At 57.9% G+C, this 13,539-nt stretch carries 14 protein-coding genes; 6 read left to right on the top strand and 8 right to left on the bottom strand.

The features are described 5' to 3' along the window. Positions 1-7: 7 nt before the first annotated feature. A complete protein-coding gene (locus NW842_RS09725) occupies positions 8-352 on the bottom strand; it encodes a DUF4168 domain-containing protein (RefSeq protein WP_414331953.1) in 345 nt (114 codons plus the stop codon). A gap of 388 nt (positions 353-740) precedes the next feature. Between NW842_RS09725 and bchI the strand changes: the two genes are divergently transcribed. Then, positions 741-1,799, top strand: coding sequence for a magnesium chelatase ATPase subunit I (gene bchI / locus NW842_RS09720; protein WP_414389823.1), 1,059 nt, complete (start codon positions 741-743; stop codon positions 1,797-1,799). Between the two features lie 3 nt (positions 1,800-1,802). Here the strand turns inward: bchI and NW842_RS09715 are convergent, their stop codons facing one another. The 3 genes from NW842_RS09715 to NW842_RS09705 all read right to left on the bottom strand — a co-directional run bounded on the left by NW842_RS09715 (position 1,803) and on the right by NW842_RS09705 (position 4,639). Then, positions 1,803-2,501: a cofactor assembly of complex C subunit B gene (locus tag NW842_RS09715; RefSeq protein WP_414417939.1), complete on the bottom strand. Its 699-nt coding sequence runs from the start codon at positions 2,499-2,501 to the stop codon at positions 1,803-1,805. 105 nt (positions 2,502-2,606) lie between these two features. After that, on the bottom strand, positions 2,607-3,140 hold the full coding sequence (locus tag NW842_RS09710) for a thermonuclease family protein (protein ID WP_414374341.1): 534 nt from the start codon (positions 3,138-3,140) through the stop codon (positions 2,607-2,609). Between the two features lie 344 nt (positions 3,141-3,484). Then, the gene (locus NW842_RS09705; RefSeq protein WP_414374343.1) at positions 3,485-4,639 is read right to left on the bottom strand and encodes a homocysteine biosynthesis protein; all 1,155 of its coding nucleotides are present in this window, start codon (positions 4,637-4,639) and stop codon (positions 3,485-3,487) included. Between the two features lie 158 nt (positions 4,640-4,797). Between NW842_RS09705 and NW842_RS09700 the strand changes: the two genes are divergently transcribed. Continuing rightward, positions 4,798-5,712, top strand: a complete 915-nt coding sequence (locus NW842_RS09700; RefSeq protein WP_414417938.1) for an ABC transporter permease — start codon at positions 4,798-4,800, stop codon at positions 5,710-5,712. Beyond that, positions 5,709-6,533 carry an ABC transporter permease gene (locus tag NW842_RS09695; protein ID WP_414417937.1) on the top strand — a complete coding sequence of 275 codons (825 nt, stop codon included), beginning with the start codon at positions 5,709-5,711 and terminating at the stop codon, positions 6,531-6,533. The genes NW842_RS09700 and NW842_RS09695 overlap by 4 nt, the downstream gene beginning before the upstream one ends. Here the strand turns inward: NW842_RS09695 and cpdA are convergent. From cpdA to NW842_RS09675, 4 genes are all read right to left on the bottom strand, one after another. Continuing rightward, positions 6,530-7,324 carry a 3',5'-cyclic-AMP phosphodiesterase gene (gene cpdA / locus NW842_RS09690; protein ID WP_414374351.1) on the bottom strand — a complete coding sequence of 265 codons (795 nt, stop codon included), beginning with the start codon at positions 7,322-7,324 and terminating at the stop codon, positions 6,530-6,532. The two genes, NW842_RS09695 and cpdA, sit on opposite strands and share 4 nt — an antisense overlap. 324 nt (positions 7,325-7,648) lie before the next feature. Further along, positions 7,649-8,257: a photosystem II reaction center PsbP gene (psbP, locus tag NW842_RS09685; RefSeq protein ID WP_414417936.1), complete on the bottom strand. Its 609-nt coding sequence runs from the start codon at positions 8,255-8,257 to the stop codon at positions 7,649-7,651. A gap of 179 nt (positions 8,258-8,436) precedes the next feature. Further along, complete coding sequence (locus tag NW842_RS09680; RefSeq protein ID WP_414407357.1) at positions 8,437-9,195, bottom strand: PspA/IM30 family protein; 759 nt, start codon at positions 9,193-9,195, stop codon at positions 8,437-8,439. A gap of 82 nt (positions 9,196-9,277) precedes the next feature. Continuing rightward, a complete protein-coding gene (locus NW842_RS09675; protein WP_414350259.1) occupies positions 9,278-9,961 on the bottom strand; it encodes a polysaccharide deacetylase family protein in 684 nt (227 codons plus the stop codon). 80 nt (positions 9,962-10,041) lie between these two features. Here NW842_RS09675 and NW842_RS09670 point away from each other — a divergent pair, with 80 nt between their 5' ends. From NW842_RS09670 to grxC, 3 genes are all read left to right on the top strand, one after another. Beyond that, complete coding sequence (locus NW842_RS09670; RefSeq protein ID WP_414355428.1) at positions 10,042-10,272, top strand: hypothetical protein; 231 nt, start codon at positions 10,042-10,044, stop codon at positions 10,270-10,272. Positions 10,273-10,300: 28 nt separating this feature from the next. After that, on the top strand, positions 10,301-13,096 hold the full coding sequence (gene polA / locus NW842_RS09665) for a DNA polymerase I (protein ID WP_414417935.1): 2,796 nt from the start codon (positions 10,301-10,303) through the stop codon (positions 13,094-13,096). Positions 13,097-13,188: 92 nt separating this feature from the next. Beyond that, the gene (gene grxC, locus NW842_RS09660; protein WP_011431797.1) at positions 13,189-13,449 is read left to right on the top strand and encodes a glutaredoxin 3; all 261 of its coding nucleotides are present in this window, start codon (positions 13,189-13,191) and stop codon (positions 13,447-13,449) included. Positions 13,450-13,539: the final 90 nt, after the last annotated feature.

Genomic DNA, 13,539 nt, shown 5'->3' with positions numbered 1-13,539 from the left:
TTTACTTTTATCGGACTGGCGGTTGGGGATCCTCGCTTTGCAGGCGGAGAATTTCGGCCTCAATGCGCTGTTGCAAAGCTTTGCCCTCTTCGGAGCGGATCAAGAGTGTAATGCGGTTGTAGTCAGGCACAGTCATACCGTGGCGAGTGATGATCTCGGTCGCGGTGCGGATGAATTCTCGCCGGATTTGATCTTTGCTGGCTGGGTCGTTTGTGGCTTGGGAGCGCTTTTGGGCCTCTTGCCGGTGGGGCTCCATCTCCAAGACGATACGGGCGTACATTGTTACCTGCTCATCGCTCAACACCACAGAGGTGGTGGGGGTTTGAGCCACGGCCAGAGAGACAGTGAGCACAGGGATCCAAGTGCAAACCCAGATCAAACCCACCAGCCCTTTTTGGACCACGCTTTGGATTGGAAATGCCGTCCACCGTCTCCGACTTGCTTTGCCTGACACCGCTGATGTCTCCCCACCCGCCAACTGTTGCTCAGGTTGCCTAGGGTTTTTGTGAGCTTTCGGCCCCACGCCGGTTCAACACTCTGATGAACCCCGCGGGCTTCGATCCTATCTGCTCCTCTCTGTGAAAGCCCAGGGCGTCGTCCACGCTGACAACTGAGCTTGCTTTTCCATTTGACCGAAAACTGGTCTTTAGGTTCCAGTTCCAGTCCCTTTCCAGCCTATCTGACCCCCAGAAGGGAGTGGCCTCTGGGATAATGGGGATGAATCGCTGGTTATTGCCCCTATGAACTTGGAACGTCGCCCGGTTTTCCCGTTTACGGCCATCGTCGGCCAAGAGGAGATGAAATTGGCCTTGCTCCTCAACGTGATCGACCCGCGCATTGGCGGAGTGCTGATCATGGGGGATCGCGGCACGGGCAAGTCCACCACCATTCGCGCTTTGGCCGACCTGCTGCCCCAGATCGAGGTGGTGAAAGGGGATCCCTTCAACAGCCACCCGCGGCAGCGGGACTTGATGAGCGATCAAGTGTGGGAGCGCCTGCAGGCGGGAGAAACGCTGGAAAGCACTTGGATCCAGGTGCCGATGGTGGATCTGCCCTTGGGGGCAACAGAAGACCGAGTGTGTGGCACTCTCGACATTGAGCGGGCCTTGGCTCAGGGGGTGAAGGCTTTTGAGCCAGGGCTACTAGCCAAGGCCAATCGAGGCATCCTTTACGTGGATGAAGTCAATTTGCTGGATGACCACTTGGTGGATGTGTTGCTGGATGCGGCGGCCTCAGGCTGGAACACCGTGGAACGGGAGGGCATTTCCATTCGTCATCCGGCTCGGTTTGTGCTGGTGGGATCCGGCAACCCGGAAGAGGGGGAATTGCGGCCTCAACTGCTGGATCGCTTTGGCATGTTCGTCCAGATCGAAACGGTGCGAGATGCTGCCCTGCGGGTGCGGATCGTGGAGGAGCGCAGCCAGTTCGACGCCGATCCCCAGGCTTTTTTGGCCAAGTATGCCGATTCCCAGCAGCGCCTGCGGGAGCGCATCGAAAAAGCCCAACATCTTTTGCCCAACGTGGCAGTGGATCCCGATTTGCGCTTGAAGATCTCTGGGGTATGCGCGGCTTTGGAGGTGGATGGACTGCGCGGAGACATTGTAACCAACCGGGCTGCCAAAGCCCTGGCAGCTCTAGAGGGGCGCAGTGAGGTCACCGTCGCCGATATCCGTCGGGTGATCAGCCTGTGTTTGCGTCACCGCCTGCGCAAGGATCCTCTGGAGACCATCGACTCGGGCTACAAGGTGGAAAAAGCCTTCAGCGAAGTGTTCCAGGTGAGCTTGGAGAGCGCCGCCTAGCCCTCACCCCCCAGCCCCTCTCCCAGGGGGAGAGGGGAGTAGGGTGGCTGCTAGCTTGTCGGCAATGGCGGCAATCCAGGCTTGCTCCTGCCGGCTGAAGCTGCGTGGGGTATCGCTCCCCAAAATCAAGCACCCTCGCTGGCCGATGGGCTGGCACAGCACGGCCTGGGATCCGGGGGGCAACAGGCCATCGAACTCGGCGCGGGCCGGGAACAGCTTGAGATCCACCAAATACACAGGCCGCCCCGTCTGCAAGACCCGCTGTAAAACGCTCTTGGGCTGAATGGAGGGCATCTGGCCGGGGTTGGCCAGGATCCCCCGTTGTAGGAGGGTTCGCCCACCCACCCAGATCACCACGGTGCGGGCGGCGGTGGTGCTGAGCAGGGTATGGGAGGCCCAAGCCAGCTCCAGTTTCTCACTTTCGGAAAGATCGGGATGCCAATCACAGCCGGGGATCCCCTGCAGGGGGGCCGTTTGGGGTGGAAGAGGCTGGATCTGCTGCCACAGCAGGCCGGTCAGGATCAAAACGGCGCTGAGGAGGATCCCCAAGGCATCTGAACGGGACTGGCTGGTAAGCAATTCCGGCGTAAAGGCCAGTCGATTAATAACCAAAAGGACGCTGCCCAAAAGGCCGGTCACCAGAGGCAGCCGCCTCACCCAGCGATTGGGATCCCTGGGGGCTGGAGTGGGTTCAACTGTCAAGGCAGGCTAGGCATAACCTAGAGGAAGTAACGGGAGAGAAGGGAGAAGCTCTTTCCTCTCTGCTCCCTTGAAGATTAAAGAACTGAAGTTCAGTATAAAACCAACTCAGAGGCGGCTCCAAATGCCAAGGCGCTCCTGCTGGGCTTTTTCTTGTAGGCCACCATAGTAGCTGTCGTACTTGATGTTGTGGCTGTAGGGGACGATACGGGCCAGGCCATTGCGCACCAACATGGCGTTCATCTGATGACCTTCTAGCCAGACATAAGCCTCCACCAAGCCCGTAGCATCTACGTTGCGCAGCAACTTATCCCCTTCCAGCTTGACGGTGCGGTAGAGGATGCGCTCTCGCATCAGTTCAATAGCTTGCTGGTAAAAGGGGTTTTCTCCCGGTCTGAGGCCCTCGATCCCGGCCAACCGGATCAGGCGCATCTTCTGTTCCCCTTCAATTTGCACCACCAAGGTGTCGCCGTTTACCACCCGCACCACAACCGCATCTGGGTAGCGATCGAAGCGGTGGTTGTCGAAGTAGAACGGGGTATCGGGAACGACCCGCGGCTCTCCAAACCCGTGGCCGGGGAGAACGGGTATAGCCAGAAGCAATCCCAATGCAGCAGAGCCGAGAGCAATACGCTGAAACATGACCTTATCCCCCACTTTGGATACAGCCCCCTCTTCTTTTCCCGCCGGGGAGTTTCCGGTGGCAACACTTAAAGCGTAATGGTAGCGGCAACTGTCTAGAAAACAACCCCGCCGCAGGTTTGGAAGGGATCCCAGCCGGCAGTAATTCTGCAGATCTGCTGGGGGTTGGGTTGCCCAAGGTTCCCAGGCGACTGCGCCATTTCTGCTGACTTTTCTCCAGTTCCTCCAGCTCTTCCCGCAATTGCCGGGCGGATTTGTCGCTGATGTTTCTCAGCCTTGAATGGGGATTGGGCTGGTCTCTTTCTCTGGAGAGGCTGTTTGGCAGGTGGGAATTCAGGATCCGTCTAGCCGAGGGGATTTTGGGAGAGAAACTCCCGATCCAGGGGCAGGGGAGCGACGGGTTGGGTAAGGGTGAATTGGCCGCTTTCTATCCATTGCTTGAGGATTTCGGCAATTTGCATGGAGCGGCGCAGGCTGGCCAGAGGGGCAGTGCGAACCTTGCGGCCATTGAGGGTGATCTGGCCGGATTTGAGCTGGGCATAGCTCACCAAGCCAAAGGTGGGCCGCACCCGGCGGGGAATGGAAAAGTCGATCACCGGTGCCACCAGTTCTTCATCCCGGATGGCAATGGCCTCCAAATCCGCAGGAGCAAGGATGGGGATGGGGATCCCGACCCCCAACATCAAGCTGGGACCGTAGTTGCGGAAGTAGCAGCCCCTCACCCATTCCGCCTGCATTTGCTTGGCATCTCCAATCAGGGCCAGGGTGGCCGCCGGGCCGATGGGAGTTTGGTTGGGCAATCGCTTTTGCAATGGAAAGTGCTGGGTACCCTCCCAGGCGACGTAGCCAATGCCGCCCCCCAAAAAGATGCGGCTGCCGATCCCTACCCGGCGCAAAAGGGGATCGTTCAACAAGGGGGACAGCTCTCCCGGGTTGGAATAGACGGCATTGCCCAGGTGCGGTTCCAACAGGCCCAAGTAGGTGTACAAAGGCCGATCCCCACCGTTCACGCCGACGATGAAGTTTTGGTAGGCATTGCGGGGATTGAACAGGTAAAACTGGTTGAGCTGATCCCGGGTCAGGGTGGTCTCGTAGTCGGCGCGGGGGTAGCAATCGGTCACTTGGCCGATGGCCCGCAAATGGACGCGCTTGCCCGCCACCAGGTCGGCAATGACGTGGCCGCCCCCATAGGCTTGATCCGCTTGCTCGCTGGGTTGGGCTGCCCCTAGGTAGAGATCCACCGCGCCAAATCCGGCATAGGCCGGTACCCCGTTCAGCCACGCTTGGCGAATCTTGATGGGCGGATCCGTATGGCCCAGGTTCACAATGGCTCCGGAAGACTCCATCGGCTCAAAGGTGCCGGTGGTGATCACATCCACCTGCTCGAAGGCTTCCTGGATCCCCAAGGTGGCCAGCTTGGCTTTGGCTTCCAGGGCCGTCCACACCCGCGCCTGGCCTTTGGCAATGCGTTGGTTAATCTGGTCTAGGGTTCTCTCCATGGGATGTGAAGATCGCAATGGTTGGTCGCGTTGGCGGTGTGGAGGAATAAGAGGCGTGAGCATACTTCCTTCTCACTACCCACTGCTCTTTCCTCTCTTAAGGAGGGATCCGCTCCCATCTTGAATTCTCTCGTGAGGCAGCTCTTGGGACTGGCTCAATGAATAGCTTAAATGGACGGGGATTTGGGGGGTTCCAGCAGTATGGGCCGCTTTTGCCGGCGTTGGCGTTGGTGGGTCTGCTCTACGGCGGTGGGCTGCTGCTGGCCCTGGCCCAGAGTGTGGGCCTCTACGGCTTGGGTGAGAGGGGGTTTACCCTGCAGGGGTATGGGGAGCTGCTGCGGGATGCGGAAGTCAGGGGATCCCTTTTGCTTAGCCTCAGAATCGCTCTGTTGGCAACGGGGTTGGCGCTGCTTTTGGGGCTGGGGCTGGCGCTGCTGTTGCGGGGGCTGGGGGGGTGGGCCATCTGGCTCGGCCAGTTGACGCTGCCGATTCCTCATTTGGTGGGGGTGGCGGGGATGCTGCTGTTGCTGGGGCCCAGCGGTTGGCTGGCGCGGTTGGCCTTCCAACTGGGCTGGATTGCCTCAGATCAGGATTTTCCCTTGTGGGTGAACGACCGCGGCTATGGGGGGGTGTTGCTCTATTGGCTCTGGAAGGAGATCCCGTTTACCGCTTTGGTGGCGCTGACGCTGCTGCGCGGGATGGGATCCGAGCTGGAGCAACAGGCTCGGCTGCTGGGGGCTTCTGCCGCCCAGACGTTTTGGTATGTAACGCTGCCCTTGCTGAGGCCGGGGCTGCTGGCCACCGGGATCCTCATCTTCGGTTTCGTCTTCAGCGCTTTTGAGGTTCCCTTGCTCTTGGGGCCCACCTACCCGCGCACCTTGCCCGTTCTGATCTACCAGCGCTTCACCCACATCAACCTGGAGCAGCGGCAGCAGGCGGTGGCGCTGGGGATCATCCTGCTGGCTGTCTCGGCAGCGGTGGTCAGCCTAATCGGAGGGCTGTTTGCAGCCAGAGTATCCTTTCTGCAGCTGCCGTTTGGCTCAGCGGGACGGAGTCCTTGGAGAAAGCCGTGAAAGGACGCAGATGGATTGGGGGATCCCTGCTCCGCCTTGGGGTGGCCGGAGTGGCCCTCCTTTGGGCTTTGCCCTTTGGGGTGCTGGCCCTTTGGGCCTTCACGCGGGCCTGGTATTTTCCCGATGCCCTGCCCCGGGCATGGAGCATAGCCGGTTGGCAGCAACTGCTGAGCTGGGGATCCCAGTTCCGGGCAGCCTTCGGCCAGAGCTTGCAAATTGCCCTGTTTACCACCCTGCTGGCCTTGGGGGTGGGGATCCCGGCGGGACGAGTTTTGGGCACCCATCCTGTGCCCGCCTGGCTGCGCCTGCTGTTGCTGTTGCCCGTCATCACCTCTCCTCTGGCTGTGCTGATGGGGATCCAAGGGGTGCTGATTCGCCTGCGGCTAGACGGTGCCCTGCTGGGGGTGGTGCTGGTGCATCTGATCCCCACCATTCCCTACATGGCTCTGGTGATGGGCAGTGTGTTCGCCCGTTTCGACCGCGGCTACGAGGCGCAGGCCCGCTGTTTGGGGGCGGATCCCTGGCAAGTGTGGTGGCAGGTGACGTTGCCCCTCATTGCCCCTGGGGCAGCCATTGGGGCGGTATTTGCCTTTTTGATCTCTTGGAACGAATTTTTGCTCACCTTCTTCGTCGGCGGTGGGCGGGTTCTCACGCTGCCGATGCTGCTCTACAGCCTTTTGCAGGGGGGAAACAACACCTTGGTGGCTGCAGTGGCCTTCCTGTCGCTGCTGCCGGGGTGGTTGGCCTTGCTGGGGGCCAGCGTCTGTTTGGGGCAGGCCATCGGGCTACCCCCCGCAGAGGCTCAAGAGGAAGAGAGCTAATATCCCTTCAGGGCCAGGTTGGGACGTTGCAGAGCGGCCCCCACCCGTTGAACCTGGGTCTTGAAGCTGCCATCTCGCTCCAGCCATATCTGCCTCAGGGCAGGGGGAATCACCTCCAGGCCAAACTGAGGGCTCTTGGGACGAAATTGCACACAGGTTGAGGGACAAGCCAGGTAATCAACCCCCTCCCGCCGGTGGCGCAGGTCTTGGTGAATGTGGCCGAATACAACAAGGCGAATGTGGTCGAACTCGTCCAGAACCCCGAACAACCGCTCCGGCTGCTGCAGGGCGCTTTGATCCAGCCAGGCAGAATCCACCGAAAAAGGGGGATGGTGCAAGGCCAACAAAACATGGTGTTGGGCGGCTTTGCTCCGCTGCAATTCTTGTTTCAGCCACAGCAGCGTGCGATCCGTCAGGTAACCGCTGTCTTTGCCGGGCACGAGGGAGTTCAATAAAATAAAACTCCAATTTTCCCGGCTGAAGCTCTTGTCCCCGAATAGCCGCTCGGCGTGGAGCTCTTGGTTCATGTTGTGCAGGCGATCGTGGTTGCCCGCCAACCAGTAAGTATCGATGGGGAGAGTTTGCAAATGGGCTCTCAAACGAGCGTAGGATGCTGCACTGCCATCTTGAGAGAGATCTCCGGTGAGCAGCAGCAGATCGGGCAAGGGATCCAGAGCGGCAATGGCCTTTTGCACCTGCAGGAAAGAGGCTTCCGTGTCCACCCCCAGCAGCCGGTGATGGGGCCTGGCAAACAGATGCAGGTCGCTGATCTGAACCACGTACACGGTCATAGAGCAAGCCCAAGAGGGGTGGGATCCCATCTCCGCAGGTTCAAAACACTACCGTTCTAGCACCAGATGGCCCGGCTGGAACCCGTAGGTAGGGTCATTTCGATTCAAGCTAGGACACTGCACCCACACCCAAAACGTTGGTCGCGTCTTCGCGTCAGCGTTGCGGAGCAATAATCCCCAGAACCACAAGGCTTTTCTCAGTAGCCCAGGCGTCTCGCCCCCAACCTAAAATGACCATAACTCAGCCCTAAAGGGCTCAACCTTAACCTACCCAAGTCCGTCAACCCGGTTCAATCCCTTGAGAAAATCCTCTCAGGAAAAGCTTTAGGAAACATTCAGAGATCGGCCCACGTTCCTAAAGGCAGCTTGCACCTGAGGCCAGCGGGATTCCTGGGTAGAGGCCGTCAGCGTATAGAGGCGATGGTGCCGAACGGTCACCGTCACCACCTCGTGGCGAAGCTGGGATCCCATATCGGTTTGGTATTCCAGCAGGTAATAGGGGTGCTCCTGCCGCTCAAAGGCTTCGGCAGCCAACAGCTTGGCCGAGCGACCGGATCCCTCAGGGGCTATGATCTTCTCCGCCACCAACTGCCCCACCTCAGCCGGGCTGCCCAGATCGGCAATCGTCTCCCCTTTGTCAAATGGGGCGATCATCAAGCTGACGTTCTCGGTCTCGTACACCAGGTCGCGCAGGAGTACCACCGGCCCTTTCCCCGGCCCAAGATTGACCGCCACCATGCCGTTGGGGTAAGCAAAAGCAAAGGCTCCGCTGGGATCCCTGTAGGCCCGCAGGTTAGAGCCCGCGGAACAGGCACAAACCACCAAGCTGAGGCAGACACAGAGCAGCAACAACGCCCTAGACAGCCACAGGCTGGTTGCAGAAGTGGGCCACAGGCCTGATCGGGCAGAATGCGCGCCTCGTGCTGCTGACATTGCTGGGATCCTCTCCTCAGATGGGTTGCCTATTGTTCCTTTATCATCCTAGTACGAGCGCACTCCCTCTAGCCCGTTGACCGTCAATTCCCAACGGAAAACTCCCCCTGCAACTTAGCAGCGGGGTTGCCGACGTGGGTTGAAAAGCGAGGGATCCCCAAGCTTGGAAGCAACTGCCGCTATTGGGGGAGCCGCTTCTCGAAATCCAGATCCGGTAGCGGCAGGTTGGCCTGGGCACCTCCTTGGCCGGTGAGCATTGCCAAGCGGCGGGAGATTTCATCGTCCATGGCCATTTCATCCAGTTGGGCAGCAATCTGCTCGCTGCGATCTTCCGAGAGTTCGCTCATGGCTCGGGATTTGAGCTGGCGAGCCTGGATAGCATTCTTCGCCGCCTCAAATTGCGACTTGGCCGAGTCGATGTTGTAGGAATTGTTGACGCGGGTCATCTGCTCCAGAGCTTGGTTCACCTCGTTGATGTCTTTGAGGTTGCTCAGCTCGCTCTTGTAAGCGGCCAATCGCTCTTTCTCGCGGGCCAGCTTTTGCTTGGCGGCGTTGACGTAGCGCTCGGCAGTTTCCACATTCTCCTTGAGGGGGCCGAGAATGGCCTCAATTTGCAGCGCTTGGGACATAGCCAGGCGGGCAGCCTCTTGATCGCCCCGTTGGGCGGCCAGGCGAGCCTTGTTCTCCAGGGCCTGGTACTCCCGCACCTTTTGCATGTACTTCTGCTCAGCCCGCTGATAGGCAGCCACTTGGGTGGCAACGGCTTCCGTGAGACGCTGAACCGTCTCCTGCATGGTGCGTAGGGATTCTTCCGCCACCATCACCGCTCCTGTGCCGCCTTTCTCCACCGGGAGCCCCCACAGCCAGTTCCAAGTTCCGACGATGACGCTGCCGGCCCGTTGCCCAAAAATGCCGTAGATAATCTTGCGTGCGCCCATGGCCTGACCCTCCTGCTTGTGCGTGCCTCTACTGTATTTGCGTGCCTCTACTGTATTTAATTTCTCCCCAACTGGAAAGATCTCAGGGATCCGGCAAGTGGACAAATTCAAATCCCCGCTTCTTCAAAGTTGGGATCAACTGCCGCGTTACCTCAACCACTTGGGCTCCTCCTTGTACCCCATCGTGCAGCACGATCAAGGAGCCAGGCCGCACCTGGGCCAGCACCCGCTCCACCACCACCGATACCGGTGGGATCAGCCAATCCTCAGGCACCACGCTCCACATCACCGGACAAAAGCCCCAACGGCGCAAATCCGCAAGCGTCTGCGGCCAAAACAAGCCATTGGGCGGGCGCACAGCCCGATAATCGTCAGGGATCCCGCCACAGGCAGCCACGAGGGTGGTTTGGCTGCGCTTCAGGCTCTGATAAAGCTCTCCAGGGGCAAGCTCGGTAAAAGGGCGATGCTGCCAGCCGTGAAGGCCAATGCGGTGGCCTTGTTGGCGGATCTGACGGGCCAGGTGGGGCCAGCGCTGCACCCGTTCTCCCAACACAAAAAACGTGGCCGGCACCTGAAAATCCATCAAAACCTGCAACAAAGCAGGGGTGTACTCAGGGTGAGGGCCATCGTCAAAGGTCAGAGCCACCCGCTGGGTATGGGGATCTGCCGGCAACTCCCACAGGCCGTCGGGAAAGAGGGTCTTGAGGCCCCAATGCAGGGGTGGGTAGAGAGATGGGGGCAGGATTTGCTGAGAAGAGAAGAGCATTGTGGTGGGCTGTATTTTGTCCAGAACCAGAGGGCAATGCTTTGGGTGATCAACTGGGTAACAAATTTAGGTATTGCCGATTGAGCCAACCAATTGAAAAAATGGGCATGAGCATTGTAGCCCGCAAAACGGAAATCAGGGTTGGCGGGCCCGTCGATGGCCTTTTGGATCTCGTCCTAGCCAGTTGTGATTACAGATTGTGCCTACAGATTGTGATTACAGAAGTTGCCATTGGGTGTCGGCAGCAGCCCGCCGCTCGAGTTCTTGAGACGGATGTGGGATCCCTTCTGCCCATAGCCCAGATCCGATAGGCTAGATTCACCCTCAAGGTATCGGCTAATGGCTTTGAGAACTCCAACACTGCTGCTGGTGGATGGTCACTCTTTGGCCTATCGCTCCTTCTACGCCTTTGCCTACAGTCGCGAGGGGGGGTTGCGCACTTCCACCGGGATCCCCACCAGCGTCAGCTTTGGCTTTTTGAAATCGCTGTTAGAAGTCTTGGACAAATACACCCCTACCCATGTAGCCGTTGCCTTTGATACACGGCAGCCCACTTTTCGCCACGAGGCCGACGAAACCTACAAATCAGGCCGCCCGGAAACGCCACCGGAGTTTATCGAAGATGTGGAGAACCTGAAGCAGGTGTTGACGGCACTGCGCATCCCGATTTTGGTGGTGCCGGGTTTTGAAGCCGATGACATTTTGGGCACCCTCAGCAGGCTGGCCCCCCAAGATTACCGGGTGCAAATCTTAAGTGGGGATCAAGATCTGTTCCAGTTGATCGACACCGATGGGAGAGTTCGGGTTTTGCACCTCAACAGCAAAGATCGCATCAGCGAGTTTGGCCCCGAACAAGTGAAAGAAAAATTGGGCATCTGGCCTTGGCAGGTGGTGGATTATAAGGCCCTCTGTGGTGACCCTTCTGACAACATTCCCGGGGTGAAAGGGATCGGCCCCAAGCGAGCTGCAGAGCTGCTGGAGCGCTACGGCAGTTTGGATGAAATTTTCGACCACCTGGACGAGATCAAGGGAAAAGTTCAGCAATACCTCAAAGAAGGGATCCCGGCGGCCCAGCACTCGCAATTTATGGCTCGAATCAAATGCGATGTCCCTCTCTCTCCCGACTGGGAGAGCATGAAATTAACCGGGTTTGATCAAGCAGAATTGCTGCCGCTGCTGGAAAAATTGGAGTTTCACAGCTTCATCGCCCAAGTGCGCAAAATACAAACGGCTTTGGGGGGGATCCCAACCGAGGCAGAGGTGGTTGGCGCTTTTAATCCCACCGGGGATCCCGCAAACGCTCCTGACGAAGCCCTGTGGTTTGATTTTGCCGTGGATCCCGTCCCTTCTCTGCCGGCGGTGCGCATCATCGATACGCCGGAGCAACTGGAGCTTTTGCGGCAAGAGCTGCTGGCCTGCCCAGGGATTGTAGCTTGGGATACTGAAACTACCAGCCTAGATCCACGGGATGCCCAATTGGTGGGGATCGGCTGTTGTTGGTCAGAGGGAGATATCGCCTACTTGCCCATCGGCCACCGCCAGGGATCCAACCTGGATTGGGAGCTGGTGAAACAAAGCCTGCAACCCCTTTGGGAAGATCCCAACCGACCCAAAAGCCTACAAAACTGTAAGTACGACCTGAGCATTTTCCGCGCCCACGGGATCCGCCTGCAAGGGATCCAGTTTGATCCCATGTTGGCCAGCTACGTTTTGGATCCAGAAGCCAGCCACAACTTGGCCGATTTGGCAGCTACCCATTTGGGTTTGCCAACCACCAGCTACAAAAAGTTGCTGGGCAAGGAACAGTCCATTGCCGATATCCCGATTTCCAAAGTTGCAGAATACTGTGGAACCGACGCCTATTGTGCCTATCGTCTGGTGCCGATCCTCACCGAAAAGCTGCAGAAAACCGATCCGCGCCTGTGGGATCTTTTTATTCAAGTCGAGCTGCCCTTGGCCCAAGTTTTGGAAGAGATGGAGTGGATCGGCATTCGCGTTGATACCGAGTTTCTGAGGCAATTTTCCCAAGAGCTGGAACAAGAGCTGCAAAGTTTGGAGCAGAAAGCTTATGCCCAGGCTGGAGAAACCTTTAACCTCAATTCTCCCAAGCAACTGGGATCCCTGCTCTTTGAAAAGCTGAAATTGGACATTCGCAAAACCCGCAAAACGGCTACCGGCTATTCCACCAATGCCTCAGTTTTAGAAAAGCTAGAGGGGGATCATCCTCTCATCGAAACCATCGTGCAATACCGCACCTTGGCCAAGCTGAAATCGACCTATGTGGATGCTCTGCCTGCCCTGGTAAGAAGCGATACCGGCAGAGTCCACACCGACTTTAACCAAACCGTTACTGCCACCGGCAGGCTCAGCTCCTCAAACCCCAACTTGCAAAATATTCCCATTCGCACCGAGTTCAGTCGCCGGATTCGACAAGCTTTTATTCCCCAAGAGGGATGGCTATTGGCGGCAGCAGATTACTCTCAAATTGAGCTGCGCATTTTGGCCCACCTCAGCCAAGAACCTGCCTTGCTGGAAGGCTTTCGCTCAGGGGAAGATGTGCACACCCTAACCGCCCGCCTGCTCCTGGAAAAACAAGAAATAACCAGCGAAGAACGTCGCCTGGCCAAGACGATTAACTATGGGGTGATCTACGGCATGGGGGCACAGCGCTTTGCCCGCACTGCGGGGGTTTCTTTGTCGGAAGCCAAGCAATTTTTACAGCGATTTAACGAGCGCTACGCCGGTATTTTCGCCTACCTGCGCTCCACCGAAGCCTTTGTGGAAAAGCATGGCTATGTAGAAACGATCTTGGGTCGCCGTCGCTATTTTCCCAATTTGTCTCGTCTGACAGGCCATCGCAAACAAGCGGAATTGCGGGCAGCTGTGAATGCTCCCATTCAGGGATCCGCCTCGGACATTATCAAAGTAGCAATGGTGCGCCTGCGGCAAAAGCTGCAGAACTTTCGTTCCCGCTTGCTCCTGCAAGTGCATGATGAGCTGGTGTTTGAGGTGGATCCCTCGGAATGGCAGGCCCTAAAACCGCTGATCCAAACAGAAATGGAAGGAGCGGTGCCCCTCTCCATACCGCTGGTTGTGGATATCCAAATCGGCCACAACTGGAAGGAAGCCAACTAGACCATGGGAGGCAGAAAACCCCAGGTTTGCAAGGAAAGGGATCCCGGCTCCGTGAAAATGTTAAGCTATGTAAAAGCGTTTGTTGTTTTCTTATGACTGTTGAGATTTACACCTGGCGTTTTTGTCCCTTTTGCATCCGGGCTAAGCAACTGCTGGATCGCAAAGGCGTGAAGTATATCGAGTACGCCATCGATGGAGACGAGGCAGCACGGGCGGAAATGGCCAAGCGGGCCAACGGCCGCCGTTCGGTGCCGCAAATTTTCATCAACGACCAGCATATCGGCGGCTGCGACGATCTTTACGCGCTAGAGGCTCGCGGCCAGTTGGATCTGCTCCTACAGCAGGCCAGCTAAGCCTCAACTGTATCTGATACATTTACGCTGAACACTGCTGAACATCACTGTTCAACTATGCAGCGATAGCATTCTGTTTGTTTCCAACCA

The organism is Synechococcus sp. R55.4 (genome assembly GCF_047461935.1).
In the GTDB taxonomy this organism is placed as follows: domain Bacteria; phylum Cyanobacteriota; class Cyanobacteriia; order Thermostichales; family Thermostichaceae; genus Thermostichus.
This window is presented reverse-complemented; position numbering and strand designations above follow the sequence as displayed.